Genomic DNA, 19,799 nt, shown 5'->3' with positions numbered 1-19,799 from the left:
CTGCCTTATATGTCAGTGAGTAAAAATAAGTACCAGCCTGCTGCAACTTGCCATTTGTGCTTGCGTGCCCGTCAAATACTTTTGTTGCATTGTCATACCCTTTTGCTTCATATACCAATGCGCCATTACGGCTCATGATTTGTAATTTGTTATCCGGGTAAGCGGCTATGCCATCTATAACCAGCACATCGCTGTTACCATCACCATTTGGCGATAGGTTTTGATGTACCACAATCCCATTGCTTCTAACCGGCGCCACAGCTACCAGCTTTTCATCATATAAGGATACAAGTCCTCCAGGTGCCTGACGGGTTATCACTATACTGTAAGTATTGGTGGTTATACCGTTTGCTGCCGTTACTACCGTGGTTATGGTGTTATCACCAACATTTAATGAAATGGAGCCCGATGCCGTGCCTGATGCCACTGCTGCATTGTTAACTTTTACGGCAGATGTTGGATCCTGCGTTATCGGGGTTACCGTAACCGAGCTTACTGAATTAGCTACTGTTGCTGTGTAATCCTTAAAGTTGGTGCCCGGTACTGTAGTCAATTCTGTTTGCGGATTAAGCGTAAGGAAGGTTAACAAGGCATTAGCTTCCCGGGTTATTATTATGCTATACGTGTTAACCGTTACGCCATCTCCTGCGGTTACTACCGCGGTGATGGTATTATTACCTATTTGCAGCGGGATGGATGCCGATGCTACCCCGGATGCTACCGTTACATTATTAATTTTCACTATGGCTGTAGTGTCCTGTGTTACCGGTGTTACTGTAATGGAGCTGACATCGGTTTTTACTGTTGCCGTATAATCCCGGAAGTTGACGCCCGATACCGTGGTCCTGGTTACATATGGGTTAAACGAAAGCAAGTTTAATATCGCATTGGTGGATGGCAGGCGGTTGATCACTATGCTATAGGTATTGACAGTTACCCCGTCACCGGCGGTTACCACCGTAGTTATAGTATTATTACCTACATGCAAAGGGATGGATGCCGATGCTACCCCGGATGCTACCGTTACGTTATTAATTTTTACCGTTGCTGTGATGTCCTGCGTTACAGGCGTTACTGCAACTGCACTTACTGAATTATCAACAGTAGCGGTATAATCCCTGAAATTTGCGCCCGATACTACTGTCCTGGTTATATAAGGATCAAATGACAGCGAGTTTAATATCGCGTTAGTAGACGGCTGGCGGTTGATTATTATACTATAAGTATTTACCGTTACCCCATCACCCGCGGTTACAACCGTAGTGATCGTGTTGTTGCCTACCAGCAAAGGGATGGAGGCTGATGCAGCGCCTGATATTACGGCCACACCGTTAACTTTTACCGTCGCTGCAGTATCCTGCGTTACCGGTGTTACCGTAATTGAGCTTACAGAATTATCAACCGTTGCCGTATAATCCCTGAAGTTGGAACCCGATACTACAGTCCGGCTTACGTATGGGGTAAATGACAGCGAGTTTAATATCGCATTGGTGGATGATTCCCTGGTTATGGTTACTTTATAGGTATTAGTTGCTATTCCATCCTGCGCGGTTATTACAGTGGTAACAAGATTACTCCCTACATTTAACGGAATAGCTGCTGAAGTCGAACCTGATGCCACGATTACACCATTAACTTTTATTGTTGCTGTAGAATCCCGGGCTATAGGGGTTAAAGTAATATTATTAATCGTATTATCTACCGTTGCCGTAGAGATCCTGAAGTCGGGGCCCGGCACAGTTGTTCGTCTTATACGCGGACTGAACTTTAGATTGGTTAACAGGGCGTCGGTTGATGGCGCACGGTTTACCGTAATAGTATATTTTTTAATGGTCGTACCGTCTTGTGCGGTTACCTGTATATCAATAGGATTATCCCCTGCATTTAATACAAGCGGATCAGATACTGTGCCACTGCTAACAGGCGCATAACCCCCGCCATTCACCTGTACTTCAATACTGGCATTGGCATCCGCGGCTGTTGGCCTTACTGTTACCGAAGTGGTTGCATTCGGGGCAGTTGCTGTATAGGTTAATGTTCCACTGGCAAATGCAGGTGTTAAACTATTGGCGGTAGTAGTGAGAACTGCAAGGGTTGCATCTGTAGACGCTGTAACAGTCAGTGTGCCTGCTGCATAGCTGATGGCATAATCTGCATCAACTGCACCGCTTGCTGTTATCGGGTATGGCCCTACAGCCGATGCGGAGGTGGCTGTTGTACTTAATGTGGGCTGTGTAGTTAAACTGGCACCTGTGTCGCCATTTACAAAGCCGCTGTAGCTGGCTGTTAGGGTTGGCAGCGCGTCACCATAAACCTTGGTCTGGTCATCAGCCGTAATGGTTAAAGACACCGTGTTAATGGTTAGCGAACCTGCAACGTAGCTAATAGCATAATCTGCATCTGCTGCACCGCTAGCGGTAATGGCATACGGGCTGCCTGCTATATGTGAGGCGGCCGTGGCTGTAGTGCTCAGTGTTGGCAGCGTGGTTAGGCTGGCGCCGGTATCGCCGTTTACAAAACCGCTATAGCTGGCGGTTAGTGTCGGTACGGCCGCTCCGTAGGCTTTGGTTTGATCGTCTGCCGTGATGGTTAAGCTGGCTGCACCCACGGTTAACGCGCCGGATACATAACTAATGGTATAATCTGCATCTACTGCGCCGCTCGCGGTAATGGTATACGGGCTGCCTGCTACATGTGAGGCGGCCGTAGCTGTAGTGCTTAATGTTGGCTGTGTAGTAAGGCTCGCACCGGTATCTCCGTTTACAAAACCGCTGTAGCTGGCTGTCAGTGTCGGTACGGCTGCTCCGTACGCTTTGGTTTGATTGTCTGCTGTGATGGTTAAGCTGGCTGCACCCACAGTTAGCGCGCCGGGTACATAACTGATGGCGTAATCAGCATCTGCTGCTCCGCTTGCTGTAATCGTATACGGGTTGCCTGCTACATGCGAGGCAGCCGTTGCTGTGGTGCTTAATGTTGGCTGTGTAGTAAGGCTGGCGCCGGTGTCACCGTTTACAAAACCACTGTAGCTGGCGGTTAGTGTCGGTACGGCTGCACCGTAGGCTTTTGCCTGGTTATCTGCTGTGATGGTTAGCGGTGCCGTACCCACGGTTAGCGTGCCGGCTACGTAGCTAATGCTATAATCTGCATCAACCGCGCCGCTTGCTGTAATGGTATACGGGCTGCCTGCTACATGTGAGGCGGCCGTAGCTGCGGTGCTTAATGTAGGCTGTGTGGTAAGGCTGGCACCGGTATCTCCGTTTACAAAACCGCTGTAACTGGCTGTCAGTGTCGGCACGGCTGCCCCGTAGGCCTTAGTCTGGTTATTAGCCGTTACAGTTAAGGACCCTGTCGTAACTGTTAGCGTGCCGGCTACATAACTAATGCTGTAGTTTGCATCCACGGCCCCGCTTGCTGTTATCGAATAAGGGCTGCCGGCTACATGTGATGAAGCCGTCGCTGCGGTGCTAAGCGTAGGCAATGTAGTCAGACTGGCTGACGTTTCACTGTTTACAAAACCGCTGTAGCTGGCGGTTAAAGTTGGCAGCGCAGCTCCGTAGGCCTTGGTCTGATTATCTGCTGTAATAGTTAAAGATGCCGCATTAACAGTTAGTCCCTTTATTACATTACTTGCAGCTGCATGTGTAGCATCACCTGCCTGCGAGGCGGTTATATTAGCTGTGCCGGCGCCAACAATGTGGATCTTGTTGCTTACTATAGTAGCTACAGCTGTATTATCACTGCTGTAAGTTATGGGGATATTCACGTTATCACTTGTTGCACCGGGTGCAAAATCAGCATTGCCATATGTTTTTGTTGGCAATGCATTAAAAGTAATAGTCTGACTAACAAGGGTAACCGCAAAAGTAGCTGATGGACCTGCCGCAGGCGCTGAATTGCCTGCCAGGTCTGTTGCTGTTCCTGCGGCTATGGTTATACCTAAATTGCCGCTGCCTGTTATACTTGATATAGTAACCGTGCGGGTAAGGCCCGAACCTGAAACTGCTAAACTGCCGCTGGCTGTTACTGTTGTATTTAAAGTAATGTTCCCGGTAGCAAGCGTGCTCGAATTAAAATTAGCATCGGCATAAGTTACGGTATAGGTTACTGAACCCGAGCCTGTAGCTATTGTACTTACCGATGGGCTTCCTATACTAATAGTTGGCGCTGTTTTATCAATAGTATAACTTTGCCCCGCAAAAGGCAATGTAGTGCTTATTCCCTGTGATAAGCCTGTTGCGTTAGCCAGTTTTAATTGAATAGAGCCATCCCCTGTTCCTGTAGTTACAGGTACTGTCCATGTTATATTGTCAGAAGAAGTTGGTGTACCGATACTTGCACCCGAAACACCGCTTGTGGTCAATGAAAAATTACTGGCAGTTACTCCTGTAACCGCTGACCCAAATACGGCATTAAATGAAACTGATGAAGCATTGCTATAGATACCGGATACACGGTTAAGTGAAGTTATAGTTGTAGCTGTAGCCGTTGTAATATTATCAACGCCAATACCAAATGCTGTTGCACTTGAAGATGTAAATCTTATTTCATCAATATCATCAAAACTACTGGTTAATGTTACAGCAACTGGTGTGGTGGCACTTAAAACAGCCGTTGTAACGGAACCTATTTCGGAACCGGCTTTGTAAGCATGCACCGTAATTGACTGACTTCCACCGGCAGTTGCCCCTACCGAAGTAGGGGCAACTGAGATACCCGTTAACTTAAAAGTTGTGCCTGCAGTGCTGTATAACCTCCCATAGGAAAGCGTTGGTGTAGTTCCCGTTTTTTGCAGCCTTAAATAAGGCTGTGGCGAAATTGTTGACCGGATATCCAATGCACCTGTTCCTACAATTCCCGCAGAAAAGCCAGTAGCCTGTGAACAGTCAGCACTTGTAAATGCATGAGTTACAGCATCTGTACCGGAAGTTATTGAAGCGGAAACAGTAAAACACGACCAATCAATATTTGCTCCGGATTGTGCTTTTGACGCCAGGGAAAACCCCGCGATCATCACAAAAAGCAAAATGTAAAATCTGGTAAAACGCAAAAGTTTATTCATGGTTTATTTTATTAAATAGAAATTAATACGTATATTTTTTTATTGTTCACATTCATTTTACATTAACAAGTAACCTAGTTTAAGTACTTAAAAAGTATTGACCTGTTTTGAATCCATAATTCACAGCAAACCTTGCCGGAACATATGAATTGTTAATTTTAAAAAAATTGATAAAAAGTATTTTATTTCCCTTACATGCCACTATAAAATCATCGCCTGTTTCTATAATGGTTCCGGGTGCCTTATCTAAGTTATTCCCGGTTTTTGTAAAAGCATCTAAAATTTTCAGTTCCATCCCGCCAATTGCGGTAATTGCTCCCATATTCCATGAGTTACATGCCTTAACCAGATCAACAATTTCGCTAGCCTCCATTTCATTCCAATTGATCAGTACATCGTTAAGTTTCGGCTTGTCATAATAAGCAGCCTTGCTTTCGTCCTGCGCAGATCCCGGCAGCTTTTTTCCTGCATTTAATGCATCCAGTATCTCTATAATTCCTTTTACCTGCAACTCACCAAATAACTGATACGCCATATCATAATTAATATGCGGCTGGTTAGGTATTTTATATTGCCACATTACCGGGCCACTATCCAATTCATTTGTCATTTTATGGATGACTAACCCAATTTCTTTAAGTCCTTTTTTCAGCTGCCAGAAAACCGGTGAAGGCCCTCTGAACTGAGGCAGCAATCCAAAATGAATGTTAAAGAGGCCGTACTTAACATCATTCAGCAAATCTGTTTTTATAATATTACCATAACCGGAAAAAAAAATAATATCCGGCTGGTTTATTTGCTGCCAGCTATACAAATCATCTTTACCATTCTCAAACGTTAATGCAATGCCCGCCGCATTACAAAACTTTGTTGTTTCTCCCGGGTTATTTTCGGGATCTGTTGATCTTCCAACATATAATATAACCCCTGCTTTATTTTTATAATTATATAAATATGAAAGCAGGGGTATATATAGTTTTGCTGAATTTGATACAATACCTATTATCATTAACAGCTATTAAAAAAAACCTTTAACATTAATTCCTTGAAGGGAATATACCTTCTAAAGCAATAATAAATGTCACTGCCAAAAACGGAGGCATATTATTATGCGGCAGCGATCCTCCCGTCAATCCAATAGCCTGAGGTGCCAAAGTTGTATCAGCATTTGCAGCAGGATTAAAATTTAATGGGTTACCACCAGAATCATTATCTACTGAAAGTGCCAAAACACCATTAGTTGGCGGTCCTAAGGTTGCAGTTGTAGTACTTGCATTAACCAAGTGGTTATGTGCAGGTATCTGAGTAGTATTCAGGGTAACATTCTCCGTACCGCTGGTTTCACCAATAACACGCGGGGTTAACCCTGGCCCTGTTCCCCAATGCATGGGCATAATGCCCTGAAAATTAGGTAAAGCAAAGGTGGTTGTACCGTTACCGCCATAAGTGGTTCCGAGAATTGCAAACAAAGCAGAGTATTGAGAAATAGACATAAGCTGACCATTACACAATGCCCATCCGCGAGGCGCAAAGTTTCCTGCAAAAAGCGAAACTGTTCCTAAAAAAGGCTGATCCATAGTTTAAATTTTAAATGTGATTAGTTAATTGTTTAAGTTGTTTGTATGTTTTAATATATATTTTGCCGTTTAAAATTGCTTTATAAATGATATTTTTTGCTATAATCAAAAGTAAAAACACATAAAATTACACACAGGAATAAAAAGGGATAAGGTTATTCATTGCAGAATTTATTCATGGATTAAAACCTTAGTAATTTCAAGCAGGAAATGATTTCTATACATTGTTTAAAAGGTTTAGGTACGTTTTAAGAAGTTCAGGTACGTTGTTTGGTTGGCTAAATTATAAACAAAAAAATTAAGATGCAAATATTATTCGTAATAATATCTCTTGCTTTTTTATACTTTAACAAAAAAGTAATTAAAGATAATTGCTTTTGTTAAAAAACCTTTAATTTTAGCAAACCTAATCACATTTATATGTTAGCTATATTGGCTAAGATCCTTTCATTCATACAAGAAATAGGTTTGAGTTATAAACTTGAGCCTATTGATAATACCACTTTTTTACCTGGTCTTCGATTAAGTCAGGGAATCATTATTATTGATAATGCGAAGCTGTTATATCCCGGCGATATTTTGCACGAAGCCGGACACCTTGCTACCATGCCGCCTGAGATCCGTGAAACAATGAGCGATAATTTAGAGAACAATGATTTGAATCGGGGCGGCGAGCTGATGGCCCTCGCATGGTCATATGCCGCCAGTGTACATTTGAATCTTGATCCAGGCGTAGTATTTCATCCAAACGGTTATAAAGGATCGAGTGAAAACCTTATTAATATCTTTACTAACGGTGGAGACATTGGCGTACCTATGCTGCAATGGACCGGAATGACCTACGATGTGAGAACAGCGAAAGAACTTGATGCAAAGCCTTTCCCGCATATGATTTGCTGGTTAAGGAAAAACTAATACTTAATATATATGATCTGTTACGCAAAGCTGAAGCTCCCTTTTAATACAGAGAAAATGCAAAATGAGCTTTCCTCATTTAAACATGAATGGAAAGCGCATTTTAATACTTATTATTATGAAGGATCATGGACGGCAGTTGCACTTCGTTCACCCGGCGGACAAAGCAAAAATATTATTCCCGAGCTAATAGCCGATGCGGTTTATATAGATACAGAAGTTATGCCGTCTTTTCCATCGGTGAGGGCGCTGGTAGCCACGCTTAAATGCCCTGTAAAATCGGTACGCTTTTTAAATTTACAGGCAGGGGCTATAATTAAACCGCACCGTGACAATGAGCTTGCTTTTGAAAAAGGCGAGGCGCGTTTGCATTTTACAGTTATAACAAATCCGGATGTGAAGTTTTATATTGAAGATGAAAGGATCCCTTTTAAGGAAGGTGATTGCTGGTATATGAATGCCAATTTACTGCACCGTGTAAGTAACGAAGGAAGTACTGACCGGGTCCATTTAATAATTGATTGCGAAGTAAATAATTGGCTAAGCGAAATGATAACACTATCGGATGAGCTCTCATCTAAAAAAGACGATATGGGCTGTGACGTATCATTGGTCATTAGCGAGCTGAGAATGCAAAACACGGAGAGCACCAACAGGTTAGCGGATGAATTGGAAAAACAGCTGAATGACACAAAAACTAACGGAGCCGGATCATTTTAATAAATATATGGATAACTTTCCGCTTAAAAACTGGATCCCATACAAGCTTGTAAATATCAATGGTCAAGTGGAATGCCACTGGCTTGATACTTTTGACCAACCATTTGCCGAGCCTTTTTTTGATGAAACAATTTTAAAATATAAAACATTAAAAGGCAAAAACGGGGCAATAGCATCGATAAGCGATTTACAGTTACTTAACGAATGGGCGGATAATTTACCGGACGTTGAGCCGACTGCAATTATTTTTCATATCTCTCGCTGTGGTTCTACCCTTGTTTCGCAATTGCTGGCTACATCAAACGAATGTATTGTATTGCCGGAAGTTCCTTTTTTTGATGATTTGCTTCGCCTGCCATATCAATATCCTGGCTTTAATGCAGATGCAACATCAGGGCTTTTAAAAAAAGCCCTTAAATATTACGGGCAAAAAAAACTCGAAAGTGAAAAACGCCTCTATATAAAGACAGACAGCTGGCACATATTTTTTTACGAACAATTACGGTGGTTGTATCCAACTGTGCCTTTTGTTTTGATGTATCGCAAGCCCAACGAGGTATTTAACTCACACAAAAAGTTACCTGGTATACAGTCTGTGCCCGGTTTAATTGAGCCGTGTGTTTTCGGGTTTAAAAATGGGGAAGAAACGCAATGCAACCTTGATGAGTATCTTGCAACGGTGCTTGAAAAATATTTAGGTAAATACCTCCAAATTATAAAAAACGACAATCGTTCTTTGCTTGTTAATTACAATGAAGGCCCAATGCCCGTTATGCAAAAGATAGCTGCTTTTACAAATACCCCGCTCAACAATTATTCTTTATCAATTATGGAGGAGAGAAGCCGTTATAATTCCAAAAAGCCGGATGAAGTTTTTTCAGAGGTCGCTCCAATTAACATTCCTTCTTGTTTGGATAATGCCATGGAGCTTTATTACCTGCTTGACGAAAAACGAAAAAATATTTAATTTAAATTTATACCCAAAATCTGTTTTATGCCCGATCTACAATTGCCGCCTATAGACGAAGTTGGACAATTACAAATAATGCATTTAAAAAGGTATTGGCAAAAAAGTATGCTAATAAGAAACGGCAAACTGAAATCAGCCGATTTTGCGCATGAATGGCAGCTAGACAAAACTTTGCTTTTTACTCTTGGGTTAGGGCTTGAACAGGCTACTATGTACCTATATCAAACTGCCCCTGCTTTTGAGCAGTTTGAGCAATGGATAATTGAAACAAAAGGAAAAGCATCACCTGAAAGCATTGCACTTTTTAACAATACTATTATAAATAAAAACAATACAAATCTGCGGCCGGTTCCAAATATTTTAAATGCTGAACAACTTGATTTTTGGGAACGCAATGGTTATTTAATATTAAGGAATGCGATCCCAAAGGAAGATTGCCAAAAAACTATCGAAACAATCTGCAGCTATATTCAAATTAAAAGAGATGATCCATCAACCTGGTACAACGGGCATCCGGCAAGACAAGGCATTATGGTACAGCTTTTCCAGGATCCAAATCTCGAAAAAAACAGGCACTCAGAAACGATCCGGGCCGCTTTTGAGCAACTCTGGAACCGTACTGACCTTTGGGTTACTGCCGACAGGGTTGGCTTTAACCCTCCCGAGACGGCCACATGGAAATTCCCGGGACCACGCCTCCATTGGGACACGGAATTAAACTCACCTATTCCTTTTGCGCTGCAGGGAATTCTTTATCTTGCTGATACAGCCGAAAACCAGGGAGCTTTTAGTCTTGTACCCGGCTTTCAGCATCGTATTGAAAGCTGGCTAGGCAGTCTCCCCCCGGGAAAAGATCCTTATAGTGAAGACTTATATGCGCTGGGCTGCATTCCTATTGCAGCAAATGCAGGCGATTTTATTATCTGGCACCAGGCATTGCCGCATGGCAGCAGCCCGAATACGTCAACAAAACCAAGATTTGTTCAATATTTTACTTATGATCCGGCTGGGTATTGATTAGTGATGAAGACTACCTCGCTATTTGCTGCAAAATAAAGCTATAAAGCAAGTTGCCAGATTGTTCTGTCGATTCTATGTGAGTGTTAATTACCAGATCATGGTCAAGCGGCAAGTCATAACTATCATTTATCCCGGTTAGGTTATTCAGCTTTTCAGGATGATCATCTGGAAGTAAGGCGCGCCTGTAAAGTCCTTTGGTGTCTCTATTTATCAAAACATTAACCTCACAATTTATCCAAACGGTTTTAATGCCATAGTTTAATTTCAGCTCATTACGAATCTGTTCAAAAGGATTAATGGCCGCAATAATTACCACATCGCAACTGTCTGTAAATGAATAAGCCGCACGCCCTAAGCGGCGGATGTTTTCGTAGCGGTCTTCCTTTGAAAATCCAAGATCACTGCAAAGCGTTTTTCGATATTTATCGCCATCAATTATCTCTACCCTAAGGTATTGATCTTCAAGTTTCTGTTTTACATAATCTGAAAGCGTTGTTTTACCCGATCCGGATAAACCTGTAAGCTGAATAATTAGCATGTTCAAAAGTAATTTAATTCACATCAATTAAAAAAACACCGGATTCTGAGTATTGGATTTTTTTATAGGAAGTGATAACGAAGGTAATATTGCTGTCACAATTACATTTAACCATTAATAAACGTAAATTAGCGTTACCAATATTTATGAGAAAGACCACTTTACTCCTTTTTAGCATATGCTTTTGCATTGTGGCTAAAGCACAATTACCTGATTATAAAACGCGGATCGATTACCTGTATACGGGTATTAACAATAAGCTTACAGATAAAAAGAATGGGCTTTACTTTGAAACTATCGATAGTGCTAAAAATGAGAACCCTCACTCCTGGCTCTGGCCATTATGTGCACTGATCCAGGCAACCAATGAAATGGATGCTTTGCAGCCGGGCACTGATTATATGCAGTCGGTTGTAAAGGCTATTGATAAATATTATAGCGATAAGCCGCCCTACCCCGGCTACCAGGATTATCCTATAAAAGAAAAAATAAGCTCACGTTTTTACGACGATAACCAATGGGTTGCCATTGCTTATCTTGATGCTTATAATCGTACGCACAATAAAAAATATTTAGAATCATCCGAAATGATCTATCGTTTTATGATGGGAGGACTGGATACTGCATCGGGCGGCGGCCTGTATTGGAAAGAAGGCGATAAAAGCACCAAAAACACCTGCTCAAATGGCCCGGGCATATTGGTGGCCCTGCAGTTATACAAGCTAACCAAACAACGGCAATACCTAAATGCCGCGCTAGCTTTATATGGCTGGGTTAACAGGTATTTACAATCACCCGATGGTATATATTATGACAATATTAAAATTCCTTCCCTAAAAATTGGCATGGCAACTTATACCTATAATACAGGCACCATGCTGCAATCAAATGTGCTTTTATATCAACTAACCAGCGATAAAAAATATTTAACCGAAGCGCAGCGGATTGCAAAGGCTGGTAATGAACACTTTTTTAAAAACGGCCGCCTGCCCGGCAATTATTGGTTTAATGCGGTAATGCTGAGAGGATACATTGATTTATATAAGATTGATAAGAATAAGAATTGGATCAATTTTTTTGAGGCTGATGCTGATAATATATGGAATACTGAACGCGATAGCAACAACTTGTTAGGCCCTAAACCAGCCAAAAGCCTTATTGATCAGGCAGCTATGATAGAGATATATGCAAGGCTGAAGCAAGTGAAGGATCTGAAATAATGAGCCAATTAACCTTGTATAGCATGAAGAGATATTTAATAACGATAACGGCAATTCTTTTAAATACAGCATTGTTTGCTCAAAATAAAGCTATTGATCCGGGAGCTGTTTGGCCTGATAATAACGGCGTCCATATCCAGGCACACGGCGGCGGTATCATCAAAATAAAAAACCTTTATTACTGGTATGGCGAGGAACGGAGAAAAGGCCTTGATACAAATTATCGCTACGTAAGCTGCTATTCATCATCTGACCTTATGAATTGGAAGTTTTTGGGTGATGTTGTAAAAATGCAGGATCCTGAAAATCTTGGTTACAGGTGGATCCTGGAGCGCCCTAAAGTGTATTATAACAAACCGACAAAAAAATATGTGATGTATTTTCACCTGGATACCCGCAATTATAAATATGCACGTGTAGGAATTGCTGTTAGTGATAAACCTGATGGTGATTTTACGTTTGTAAAAAGCTTTCGACCGCTTGAGCATGAAAGCAGGGACATCGGGCAGTTTATTGATGATGACGGTACCGCCTACCTGGTTTTTGAAGACCGGGCGCTGGGCTTTCATATTGTAAAATTATCGGACGATTATTTATCTGTAGAAAAGGAAATGAGCCTTGTAAAAGCTCCGCTGGAAGGTGGCGCCATAGTTCATTACAATGGTTTATATTATGCTATTGGCTCTGCCTTAACCGGGTGGAACCCTAATCCTAACAAATATGCCACCTCAAAATCATTAGAGGGTCCGTGGACAGCGTTTAAAGATATTGCTCCGCCGCAAACCAACACCTATGGATCACAATCAACCATGCTGATAAAAGTTGTCGGTTCAAAGTCAACCACTGTTATTTTTATGGGCGATCAATGGCGGCCTAAAAGTCAGTGGGATTCCCGTTATTTATGGATCCCTGTTGAAATTGGAGATGGCAAATTATGGCTGCCTGAGCCACAGCCTTTTACTATTAATGTAAAAACCGGGGAATTTAAACCGGCAAACTCAAATCACTGATTAATAATTTAACGTTAGTTCGATATAAAGATTAGTGGAACGCTTTGATTATCAGCCACTTACATCTATTTAATCCTTAATAAATAACTAAATGATTGATAATCAGCGTGTTCCACAACGTTCCAGGTGTTCCACGTGAAAATGGAACGCTTTGCCGATGTGAACACACAAACTTGCGCTTCGCCTCAACGCGGTTGAAGAAGGGTTTGGGGTGAGGTGACCGTTTGCTTATGTCGAACTCACGTTAATTTAGTAACACTAAAAACAAGTTATACAATTAACAACCTGCTTGTTTATTTCAAAAAATTTAACTTTTGTATATTATCAGGCATTGTCATTAAGTAAGTTTTAATGCCCAACTTTTGAGCAGTTTCCAAATGCTGTGGACTGTCATCAATAAATAAGGTTTCAGCCGGATCCAGTTTATTTTCATTAAGCACCTGTTCAAAAATTTCAGTTTCGGGTTTTCGTCTGCCGGTAAGATGCGAGTAGTATGTTTTTTCGAAAAGATGGTCGTTACCATCAAACCCAAAATCGGTTTTAAGGTAATTCATTATATAGTCATAATGGATGGGGTTAATGTTACTCAATAAAAAGGTACGGTATTTTGATTTTAACTCAGCAAGCAATTCATTGTTACCTTTCGGAACACCTATCAGCATGCTGTTCCAGGCATTATTAATTTGCTGATCGGTTAAGTTGGGGTTACTTAATTTTTTACGGATATATTCCCTGAATTCCGGGGCTTCAATTTCTCCTTTTTCAAAGGCATCAAATACCTTGTCCTGAACCCTGTGCCCATAAAACTGACCCGGATCATCTATACCCAGGTCCTTCCATGCTTGTTGCCCCTTTATAAAGTCGAGGGTAAAAATCACATTTCCATAATCAAATATGATGTTTTTAATGTTTGGCATAATGAGCAGTGAATTATATTAATACGGCAAACATACTAATAACTGAAAATTATTATTGCCAGATAAATTCACAAACTTTTATATTTTGTGATATTTCATTTTTAAGTAATCAACTTTTTTTTACCTTTGCAGCACAGAAAATATCTGAAAACCTCCGCGCCTATAGCTCAGTTGGTTAGAGTAGAAGACTCATAATCTTTTGGTCCCTGGTTCGAGCCCAGGTGGGCGCACTCAAAATCCTAGAAACAGCCTCCAACCTAACGTGGAGGCTGTTTTTTGATTCGCAAGAATCAATCCTATCACGATTGCCATACAGGGTTGCCGCTTTTCAAGCGGTTTTGTTTCGCACTTTTTTGTCTTTTTTCTTAACTGATTCGCAAAAATGAAAAAATCAAGGGCGGGCCTGTCGTGCTATATCGTGATCGACAGCCGCGTTAATCCAAATGGGTTATCAAAAATCTTATTCAGGATCCAGCAGGCACGCGTAAAACGCGACCTATACACCGGAATTAAATGGCCAAGAACCTTTTTTAGCCAAACCACACAGCAGCTCCTCCCCCGTAATGCCAATGATCCGGACGTACAGCCCTATAACCTGCAGATAAATGAATTTAAGACAAGGGCACACCGAATGGCTTTAACCGGGTACCTGGAAAAAACAGATATCACCATTGATGATATCGTAAATGAATTTAAAAACATGCATGTGGCCGAGGACTTTTTTTCATTTATGGAAGTCAACGCCAATGAATTGTATAACCAGGACACGATTGTTAACGGCACATGGAGACGCCATAAATGCAGCCTTAATATCTTAAAACTCTACTATAACCGGGAAACTTTACCCATTGGCCGGTTATCCCTGGAATTAATAGAAAAATTCGATGCCTGGGCACGCACAAAGCATAAGGCCGGGCACAATACCGTTTGCGGTTACCATAAGGATATTAAAAAATACCTCTCTATGGCTGTTAGGAAGTGCTTAATAGCTAAAAACCCGTACGCTGATTTTTCATTTGCTTATGTTGATGGCGACAGGGTTGCGCTTAATCAGGAGGAGATAAATAATTTAATTACGCTTTTTAAACATCCGTTATTGGAGCACAATGACCGGGAGATATTACGCCGGTTTCTGTTCAGCTGCTTTACCGGGTTGCGGATCTCCGATACCGGTTTATTAAATAGCAGCATGATCCACGGCAGCGACCTGGTATTTATCCCTTTTAAGGGCCGGTCGCAGGGTAAGATATTGAGGTTACCGCTTCAAAACATAGCTATGCAGCTTATTGACGGCCGTGCCGGAATGTTATTTCAAAAATTCAGCCACGGATATATTAATGAACGCTTAAAAATAATCGGCGCCAGGGCAAGTATTTTTAAGCGCCTTACCTATCATTGCGCCCGCGATACTTTTGGTACCCAGGCGGTAGAAATGAATGTGCACATTAAGCTAATATCTGAAATGATGGGGCATAGCGATTTAAAAACTACCAGTATTTACTTAAAAATGAGCGATGCCGAAAAGCGCCGGGCAATGGGAAAATTTGATGACCGGTTTAAGTTATAGGGATATTGTGTTTTTTGTTCCAATGCTCCAATATTAGATAAAAACGCCAAAAACAGCGTGTAGTGGCTGTTTTTGGCATTGGAGCTGTTGGAGTTGGGTTAGGTTTAATTGATACTAATTTTTGGAATTGGGCGGCGCATTACATAATTTAAAACCTTTCCGCTTGACCCTTCAGAAAGTGCATAGGCATTAACGAAAAGCCAACCGTTTCCGGCCATATAATTCAAAGCATCAATAACAGAGTTAAAATCAAGGACAACACCCGATTCGTCTTTCATTCTTTTATCCGAAAAGGCCTTGGTCGGCTGGCCGAAATCTACAGAGATGGTTACCTTAGTGCTAAACATTCGTCCAGTGGCTATAACCATGCAATATTGTTCAGCCGGCTTAACTCTTGCAGTGTCGTTTTGGGCGGAAACATAAAAAGGGATGCTAAAAAGCAAAATAAGAAGATACTTTTTCATAATGATTAAGTTTAAGTGTCTATAAAAGTAACAAAATATTTAACCTTTCGAGTTGTTATCAATCTGATCCATCCTGTCGCTAACAATCCTGAATTGCCGCATATTAAAATCCCAGGGCTTTTTACCCCATTCATCAAATTTATTGTGTAATCCAGCAAGTAATCGGTTCGTTTCTGCCAGCTCTGCGCTGTTGGCTGAGATGTTACCGATATTTTTATTTGCTGTATTTGTAGAGTTATTAAAGTTTGGAATTATCCCACCATTTGCATAATACCCGCTTGCCGGCATTGTGGCCAGCGTGGTATTTATCTTTACCGGCGCGCCATTTCTATACTGGCTATTAAACAGTAGCTCACGGATCAGCATTTGATTGTTGCGCGTTGCTTCTTTACTAAACACGGCCACTGTTTCATCACCTTCAACCTCCGCAACCGGTTGCCCGGTATTGCCATTAACTAAAGGGATCCCGCCGGCTGCATGGCTTAGCCCCTGTATTGTACCGCCCTTGCTAAACTGTGGCGGTTTTTGGTCGGAGATCTTGGCGACTTCAACGCCTGTCGCAATGGCTGTTCCTGCCGCGCTTATTAAGTTAAGGGGCCATGGTGCTGACGTTAAGGCCTTAGTTATAGCCACTGCCCCGTTTATAATAGCCATTTCAATTGCTGCCTCTTTATCAGCTTCCCACTGCTGCAGTTTGATCTCTGCTTCTTGTTTGGCATATTTTTGATTAATTGCATCTTTCTGCGCCTGCGTTAAATTTGCATTATCTAATTCAGCGGCTTTTTGGGTTTCAAGTGTTTTGATCTTTGCGTCTGTTTCCGCTTGCCTATTTTGCTTGCCGAGATCAAATACAGCAGCTGTTATTTCTTGCGCGCTTTGAATCGCCGCACCTAAAATGGCTTTATTAACCTCTTTTTCAATTTTTAGTTTCTCAGCAGCACGCTGCTTTTCCATTTCAGCGATTACATCCTGAAATTGCTGGGTTGCCTGAATTTCGCTGCTGAATTTGTCTTTTAGGGCGGCTTCCTCAGCATCATATTTTTTATTAATATCTTCCTGTTTGGTGTCAAAATCTTCTTTACTCCCAGGCGTTATACCTTTTGCTTTTGTGTCGGCCAGTTGTTTAGCAAGGCGTGTTGCTTCGCTACCTTTCGCATTGTTAAGCGCTGTTTGCCTGGCCGCTTCTATAGCATCCTGTTTTGCTATATCGTTGTCATCATATTTATCAGCCTGATCGTTATAAAAGGCATTAATAAGGTCAGTCTCTTTCTGTAATTCGGTATCCAGCTTACCGGCCATTTTATCACGAAAGGCGATTATCGCGTTTACCATTGCTTGATCTTGCCTTACGCGCAGATCGGCAACAGCTTGTGATTTTTTACCAGCCAACGCATCAATGGCATCCTGTTGCTTTTGGATTTCGTCTTCATTGGAGTTTTTGCTTTGCCTCAGCTTAGTAAGCTGTGCCGTCGCCTCTGTCCACTCTTTGTTATATTTATTTTCAAGGGCCGCAACCTCTTTATCGTTTTTTGAGAGGGTATCAGCTAACTCTGCATGGTCAAATTCCCTTAGCTTGTCGTTAAGCGCTTTTGAATTTGCTAAATATTCGTCCTGGGCTTTCTTTTCCTTTTCCGGATCAACCAATGTTTTATCCTTTTTGGTTTGATTAAGCAATTCCTCTGTGTCCCGGATGTCCTGTATTATTTTTTTATAAGCGGCTGATCCTATTTTGGTATCCTTCAGGCTTTCGTTGAGCGATTGGATCCTCTTTTCCAACTCACCCACTGTCATTTCAGACAGGGCTTTTATTGCGCCGGTGGTTTCAGTTGTTTTTTTATTCAGATCATCCATAAATGAGCCTGTGAGCCCTTTTATAGCATCATCAATGGTTTTGGTTTGCATAGTAAGGCTTCTCAGCTCATCCCGCATTGTCTTAATTTCTTCAGGCTTTAGATCACGGGTAATAGAGGTGCCCGTACCCGCCGTCCCCCCAGCTATAAATTCCGTAGTCTGCCCACTATTTAACCCCCTTAACAAAGCATTTCGCTGAGCCGTAAGCACATCCCTATCTTTAACCCGGGAAGAGATTGCATCTTTGTTTTGAAATTCCATTAATGCTTTTTGCACATCATAAAATTCCTTTGCTTTTTTAGTGTTAATCCCCAACGCGTTACCGTACTTATCCCACTGTGTCACCGCGCCTGGGATAACATCTGCAACTTCAGCTATTATCTTTTTAAGCTCTCCCTGCTCATCCCGGTTAAGCTTTCCTTTGGATGTGAGCTCTTCGTACCGGCTGATTAACGGAAGGGTGTTTTTTTGGAGGTTATTTACCTTTTCTGCCTGCTGGTTAAATTCTTCAGTTAATTTTTCGCCTTCTGTCCTGGTATCGGACAATGCTTTAATAAGCGGATCAAACAGGCCCAGCCACATATTTTTCATGTTTACTATCCAGGCGCCAATCCTTTCCTCCAGGTTGCCTAAATCGGTCTCATAAGTTTGCTTTAAGCCCGATGACGTGTTTTTTAACGCCTCGGCAGTGCCGCCAAACTCTTTAGCCAGCTCATTTAATATGACAGTTTGGGCGCCCATCATATTGCCGCCATCCTGCATTACCTTTATTTGGTCTTTTTGCTGCTCTGTGAAAGAAACGCCCACCTTTTTTAATGCTGTTAGCCCATTTATTGGATCATTGAGGGCTTTACCAACCTGTAAGCTTGTCTTTTGGATGCTTTCCATCGAGACATCGCCGCCGTTCATTGCGGCTGTCATATCAACTATTGCGGGGATTGCCTTTTCATATATTACGCCCTTTACATTGGTAAATGTTAGCAGCATCTCTTCGCCCTTGGCAATTACGTCGTCATCCACGCCGGTCTTATTCATTTCAACTTCCTGCAGCTTTAAAAGTGCCTGCTGTGTTTCGCCGGCAGCGCCTGAAGTTGATTTTAGTACGGCCTGTAATTGTGTTTGTGTTTTTTCCGCTTCAATGAAGGCCTTTTCACTTTCGCCCCATATTGCACCTATGCCGTCTAATGCAGCGCTTACCCCTTTGTAAATGATTGCGCCGGCCGTTACCCTGCCAGCTATTTCCTCAATCTCGCTAAACCCCTTCTTAAAATCACTAAAAAACCCCTTTTGAGCCTCTCCGGAGCTCATTATTTCATTCCGCATTTGTGCCTGGGCTTCCCGCAGGCGACCTAACTCTGCAATCCTTTCCTGATACGCTGCCGGGTTATCCGCTTCGCGCATGTTCCGGAGGGCGGCCGTGGTTGCATTCACGGCCTGGGTAACTTCCTTTAAGGTGGTTTTTGATTGTTCGCCGTTAATGATGAGGGTAACGGTGCTCTGCGTATTGTTGGTTGCCATGCCGTAAAAGAGGGGGCAATGCAGGGTTTAATAAAGGACAGGGTTAGTGATCAGAGGCTGGAGATCAGAGGTTAGTTAAGCTGCCAGGGTGATGTTGGTGTTCATGGCCTCAATAATTTGAACGGGGATCTGCTTGTTAAATTCTTTGGCGAAAAGTTCAGCAAATCGCTGTGATTCTCGGTAGTAGGCGCGGCTGAACCATGGTTTTGGCTTGCGCGCATAATGTTTAAGTGTGCCGTTGGCGTTCCGGGCTGCAGAGAATGCACTTGTGCCGGCCGCTCCGATCGGAACGCCGCGACCAACGCCCATATCAACAAAACGGCCGCACTGCAGAAACTGGATGATCACTTTTTGAGCGTCGCCATTGTTTTTTACAATGTGCTCCTGCAGGCTTTTCCATAACTGGCCGTCAAGCTTGCCGATATTATATTTATCAAGCGCCTGGTGCAGCTT

Annotated in this window: 15 protein-coding genes and 1 tRNA gene; 8 read left to right on the top strand and 8 right to left on the bottom strand. The window is 42.2% G+C overall.

All coding sequences use genetic code 11. From position 1 onward, the window contains the following. The 3 genes from JWQ54_RS23595 to JWQ54_RS23585 all read right to left on the bottom strand — a co-directional run. The coding region (locus JWQ54_RS23595; RefSeq protein ID WP_299590036.1) for an MBG domain-containing protein at positions 1 to 5,059 on the bottom strand (5,059 nt) is incomplete at its 3' end. 79 nt (positions 5,060 to 5,138) lie between these two features. Further along, positions 5,139 to 6,068: a formyltransferase family protein gene (locus tag JWQ54_RS23590; protein ID WP_299590034.1), complete on the bottom strand. Its 930-nt coding sequence runs from the start codon at positions 6,066 to 6,068 to the stop codon at positions 5,139 to 5,141. A gap of 28 nt (positions 6,069 to 6,096) precedes the next feature. Then, positions 6,097 to 6,636 carry a phage tail protein gene (locus tag JWQ54_RS23585; protein ID WP_299590032.1) on the bottom strand — a complete coding sequence of 180 codons (540 nt, stop codon included), beginning with the start codon at positions 6,634 to 6,636 and terminating at the stop codon, positions 6,097 to 6,099. 420 nt (positions 6,637 to 7,056) lie between these two features. Here JWQ54_RS23585 and JWQ54_RS23580 point away from each other — a divergent pair, with 420 nt between their 5' ends. From JWQ54_RS23580 to JWQ54_RS23565, 4 genes are read left to right on the top strand one after another with little or no spacing between them, the layout of a single operon-like run. Then, the gene (locus JWQ54_RS23580; protein ID WP_299590031.1) at positions 7,057 to 7,551 is read left to right on the top strand and encodes a hypothetical protein; all 495 of its coding nucleotides are present in this window, start codon (positions 7,057 to 7,059) and stop codon (positions 7,549 to 7,551) included. A gap of 12 nt (positions 7,552 to 7,563) precedes the next feature. Continuing rightward, positions 7,564 to 8,271 (top strand): aspartyl/asparaginyl beta-hydroxylase domain-containing protein, encoded by a 708-nt coding sequence (locus JWQ54_RS23575; RefSeq protein ID WP_299590030.1) that lies wholly within the window; start codon positions 7,564 to 7,566, stop codon positions 8,269 to 8,271. Then, positions 8,237 to 9,238, top strand: coding sequence for a hypothetical protein (locus tag JWQ54_RS23570; protein ID WP_299590028.1), 1,002 nt, complete (start codon positions 8,237 to 8,239; stop codon positions 9,236 to 9,238). Before JWQ54_RS23575 ends, JWQ54_RS23570 begins: the two co-directional genes overlap by 35 nt. A gap of 27 nt (positions 9,239 to 9,265) precedes the next feature. Beyond that, on the top strand, positions 9,266 to 10,258 hold the full coding sequence (locus JWQ54_RS23565; protein WP_299590026.1) for a phytanoyl-CoA dioxygenase family protein: 993 nt from the start codon (positions 9,266 to 9,268) through the stop codon (positions 10,256 to 10,258). Positions 10,259 to 10,271: 13 nt separating this feature from the next. Here the strand turns inward: JWQ54_RS23565 and cysC are convergent, their stop codons facing one another. Continuing rightward, positions 10,272 to 10,799 (bottom strand): adenylyl-sulfate kinase, encoded by a 528-nt coding sequence (gene cysC / locus JWQ54_RS23560; RefSeq protein ID WP_299590024.1) that lies wholly within the window; start codon positions 10,797 to 10,799, stop codon positions 10,272 to 10,274. 146 nt (positions 10,800 to 10,945) lie between these two features. On the opposite strand from cysC, the gene JWQ54_RS23555 reads away from it, so the two are divergent. Together JWQ54_RS23555 and JWQ54_RS23550 are read left to right on the top strand one after the other, a co-directional pair. After that, the gene (locus JWQ54_RS23555; protein WP_299590022.1) at positions 10,946 to 12,019 is read left to right on the top strand and encodes a glycoside hydrolase family 76 protein; all 1,074 of its coding nucleotides are present in this window, start codon (positions 10,946 to 10,948) and stop codon (positions 12,017 to 12,019) included. Positions 12,020 to 12,042: 23 nt separating this feature from the next. Further along, positions 12,043 to 13,029 (top strand): family 43 glycosylhydrolase, encoded by a 987-nt coding sequence (locus JWQ54_RS23550; protein ID WP_299590021.1) that lies wholly within the window; start codon positions 12,043 to 12,045, stop codon positions 13,027 to 13,029. A gap of 293 nt (positions 13,030 to 13,322) precedes the next feature. Here JWQ54_RS23550 and JWQ54_RS23545 read toward each other — a convergent pair whose 3' ends face one another. Next, a complete protein-coding gene (locus JWQ54_RS23545) occupies positions 13,323 to 13,946 on the bottom strand; it encodes an HAD family phosphatase (protein WP_299590020.1) in 624 nt (207 codons plus the stop codon). Between the two features lie 156 nt (positions 13,947 to 14,102). Between JWQ54_RS23545 and JWQ54_RS23540 the strand changes: the two genes are divergently transcribed. Next, positions 14,103 to 14,176 (top strand) — tRNA-Ile (locus tag JWQ54_RS23540). A gap of 152 nt (positions 14,177 to 14,328) precedes the next feature. After that, positions 14,329 to 15,513 (top strand): site-specific integrase, encoded by a 1,185-nt coding sequence (locus JWQ54_RS23535; RefSeq protein ID WP_299590018.1) that lies wholly within the window; start codon positions 14,329 to 14,331, stop codon positions 15,511 to 15,513. Positions 15,514 to 15,617: 104 nt separating this feature from the next. Here JWQ54_RS23535 and JWQ54_RS23530 read toward each other — a convergent pair whose 3' ends face one another. The 3 genes from JWQ54_RS23530 to JWQ54_RS23520 form a co-directional block, all read right to left on the bottom strand. Next, positions 15,618 to 15,977 (bottom strand): hypothetical protein, encoded by a 360-nt coding sequence (locus tag JWQ54_RS23530; protein ID WP_299590016.1) that lies wholly within the window; start codon positions 15,975 to 15,977, stop codon positions 15,618 to 15,620. Between the two features lie 39 nt (positions 15,978 to 16,016). Next, positions 16,017 to 19,346: a hypothetical protein gene (locus JWQ54_RS23525; RefSeq protein ID WP_299590015.1), complete on the bottom strand. Its 3,330-nt coding sequence runs from the start codon at positions 19,344 to 19,346 to the stop codon at positions 16,017 to 16,019. Between the two features lie 75 nt (positions 19,347 to 19,421). After that, the coding region (locus tag JWQ54_RS23520) for a hypothetical protein (protein WP_299590014.1) at positions 19,422 to 19,799 on the bottom strand (378 nt) is incomplete at its 5' end.

The sequence above is a fragment of the Mucilaginibacter sp. genome (genome assembly GCF_028288225.1).
Classification (GTDB): Bacteria; Bacteroidota; Bacteroidia; order Sphingobacteriales; family Sphingobacteriaceae; genus Mucilaginibacter.
Note: the sequence above shows the minus strand (reverse complement) of the source record. Positions and strands in the feature narration are given on the sequence as shown.